The organism is Stieleria sp. (assembly GCF_041595215.1).
Taxonomy (GTDB): domain Bacteria; phylum Planctomycetota; class Planctomycetia; order Pirellulales; family Pirellulaceae; genus Stieleria; species Stieleria magnilauensis.
In genome coordinates this window covers 1-3,226 of sequence record NZ_JBFHKV010000990.1, presented here as the reverse complement: position 1 = coordinate 3,226, position 3,226 = coordinate 1, and the positions used below count along the sequence as shown (strand labels likewise).

Annotated in this window: 2 protein-coding genes; both read right to left on the bottom strand. The window is 59.2% G+C overall.

Going from position 1 to position 3,226, the window contains the following annotated elements; translation table 11 throughout:
- Window positions 1-218 precede the first annotated feature (218 nt).
- Window positions 219-1,610 carry a DUF1501 domain-containing protein gene (locus tag ABX749_RS27195; protein ID WP_372898789.1) on the bottom strand — a complete coding sequence of 464 codons (1,392 nt, stop codon included), beginning with the start codon at window positions 1,608-1,610 and terminating at the stop codon, window positions 219-221.
- A gap of 10 nt (window positions 1,611-1,620) precedes the next feature.
- Window positions 1,621-3,226, bottom strand: a 1,606-nt coding sequence (locus tag ABX749_RS27190) for a DUF1553 domain-containing protein (protein ID WP_372898788.1), incomplete at its 5' end; no start/stop codon positions are given.

The following is a 3,226-nucleotide window of genomic DNA, read 5'->3' as shown; positions in this document are numbered from 1 at the left end:
CGAGGCGACGGATCCTCTGTCGTCGGCATATTGGCAAGGACTCGTCGCCTCGTCCACTACCCGAAAATTGAGCTGCGATAGACGACGAGTGCTTCAACCACATCTAATTTGGGTTGTGGTTGTCGAGCAGAAAAGTGGCCAGGATTTGCGATCACTAAAATGACGAAGATCGCGATCGCGTCCATTACCCGATGACAACTGTGGAATGCTGATTTCCATCAAGCAAAGATGTCTTTCGCCACCACGCCTTCGACATCGGTCAAGCGAAAGTCTCGTCCCGCGTAGCGATAGGTCAGCCGTTCGTGGTCCAGCCCCATCAAGTGCAAGATGGTCGCGTGCAGATCGTGAACGTGCATCTTGTTTTCCACGGCGTAGTAACCGTAGTCGTCGGTCGCACCATACGCGTAGCCTCCCTTCACCCCGCCGCCGGCCATCCACATCGTGAACCCGTGCGGGTTGTGGTCGCGACCGTTGCTGCCCTGAGCCGTCGGTGTGCGTCCGAATTCGCCGCCCCACAAGACGAGCGTGTCTTCGAGCAGCCCCCGTGCCTTTAAGTCTTGCAGGAACCCTGCGATCGGCCGATCGACTTCGGCCGCGTTCTTGGTGTGACCTTGATACAGCCCCGAGTGCTGGTCCCACTGCACGACGCTGTCACTGTGCGTCACCTGGACAAACCGAACACCTTGCTCGAGGAACCGCCGCGCCATCAAACACTGTCGGCCAAAATCTTCGGTGACCGGATCATCGATCCCATAGAGACGCTGCGTCGCTGCGGACTCCGACGCCAAATCCTGAATCTCCGGCATCGCGGTTTGCATGCGGTAGGCCAATTCGAACGAGTTCAACCGTCCTTCGAGCGCTTGGTCGCGACCGGCCATTTCGAGATGCTCCCGATTCATCGACGCGATCAAGTCCAGTTGTCGACGCTGCAGATCGGGAGCGATGCGATCGTTTCGAATGTGCTTGACCTTGGCCGCCGTCGCCGGCAAGCTGGCATTGCCGATCGGCGTGCCCTGGCAATGCGCCGGCAAGAACGCAGTGCCCCAGTTGTTGACTCCACCGTGGGCCAACGTCGGACAAATCGTCACAAAGGCCGGCAAGTTTTCATTCTCGGTCCCCAGCCCGTAGACCAACCAAGACCCCATGCTGGGCCGGACAAATTGATCGCTGCCGGTGTGCAGTTTCAAGAGAGCCCCGCCGTGGGCGGGATTGGTTCCATGCACCGATCGCAACACGCACAGGTCATCCACGTGACGGGCGACGTTGGGAAACAGCTCGCTGACCGGCAATCCACTCTCGCCATATCGCTTGAACTTCCATGGCGACTTCAACAAGTTACCCTGCTTGGCGAACGTGACATCGGGCAAATCAAACGGCGGCGCCTTGCCATCATCCCGGTCCAATTGAGGCTTGGGGTCAAAGGTGTCGACGTGCGACGGACCGCCTTTCATGAACAGAAACACGATCCGTTTGGCGCGGGCCGGAAAATGGGGCCCCTTGGGAGCCAATGGATTCTCCGCGGCCAAGGCTTCCTGGCCCAACATCGCGGAAAAGGCCAAGTGACCGAATCCGATCGCCGAGTTTCGCAGAAGCTGTCGTCGGGATTGCATCACAATGAACCTAACGTAGATAAATGAATTCGTTGCTGGCCATCAGACTTTGACAGAACAGCGACCAGGCTTGCTCGTGCTGTCGGTTTGCGTTCGCACCGGCACCATCGGTCAACTGCGAGATGAACCGAAGCACGCGTTCGGTCTCGCGTGGCGACGGATCACGTCCGACGGCCCGTCGATACGCATCGGCGACACGGTCGGTGTCCTCTTTCGACTGCGACAGGACCGACTTCGCCAGCGCATCGGCCGACTCCATTACCAAAGCGTCGTTCATCAACAGCAGGTTCTGTGGCGCAATCACGGTGGCGTTGCGTGAACCGGTGGGCATCGTCGGATCCGGGTAATCGAACTGTGTGAAGAATGCGTACAGGTTGTTGCGGATCACGGGCAGATACAACGCACGCCGAACGCTGTCGTATTTGGTGTGGTCTTCGGACGTGTGGTTGAACACGAATTGTCGATTTCGCAGCGGCAACGTTTTTCCGCCGATTTCAAGATTCAAACGTCCGCCGACCGCCAAGATCGAATCGCGGATCTGCTCGGCTTCCAGTCGCCTCAAGTTCGCTTTCCAAAGCAGCCGGTTTTCCGGATCGATCGTCGCGTAACGCTGTTCCTCCGGATGCGACGACGCGAGCCGATAAACATTGGACCGAAGAATCAGACGATGCAGATCTTTGATCGACCAACCGCCGGCCATGAATCGCCTGGCCAACCAATCGAGCAAGTCCGGATGCGACGGGCGATCGCCCAGACGTCCAAAGTTCTCGGTCGTCCGCACCAACGCCTCGCCGAAGTGCCATCCCCAGATGCGATTGACGATCACGCGGGCCGTCAAGGGATGCCTTGTGTCGGCCATCCAACGAGCCAGTTCCAGTCGACCGCTTTGCCCGCTAGGAAAGATCGGCCGGACCGTGGAGTGTCGCATCACTTCGGGAAACTCCCGCGCGACCGGATCGCCCAGGTTCTTGTAACTGCCACGGATGTGGATCGGCAACTCTGCCACCACCGTTCCTTCGCCGACCCCCATCGCTGCCGTTTCGTCGGCGGCGACGCTTTCAAAGGCCCTCGCCTCATCCATCAACCGATAGTATTCCGCGAGCGTTTGCTCGTCGAAGGCGAACGCTTCTTTGGAGGGAACGGCCAACAACCCCGAGGGGTCCAACAAGGCGGATCGGGCGGCCTGCAACGTCGGATCGTCCAGCGTTTTCGTTTTCGGATCCTGCTTCTTCGCCTCGGCAAACGCCTTTTCCGCGCGGTCAAACAACTCGCCATAGTGCCGACGGATCTCGTCGACGTTTCCTTCGGCGGCCAATTGATGCCACCGGACCAACAGCGGATCATCCCGATGGAAATCCAAATGCATGCGGCAGTGGTGCAGGATCCTGGGATGCAGCCCGAGCGGCTGGGCGATTTCCGCGACGGTGGTCAGGGGCGCGGAGACCTCGAATTGTGCCGCGGCAGCCAGGTAGTCGGCCACCTTGTCTCGAGCTTCGGCTTGAATCTTGGCGATCGCTGCGTTCTTAAAACTCGCCGCCGCTTTTTTCTTCTCCGCGATCTGGGCGTCGATTTCCTTCAGCCGCGCCGCTTCCTCGTCCGACGCAAAGGAGTGCTCG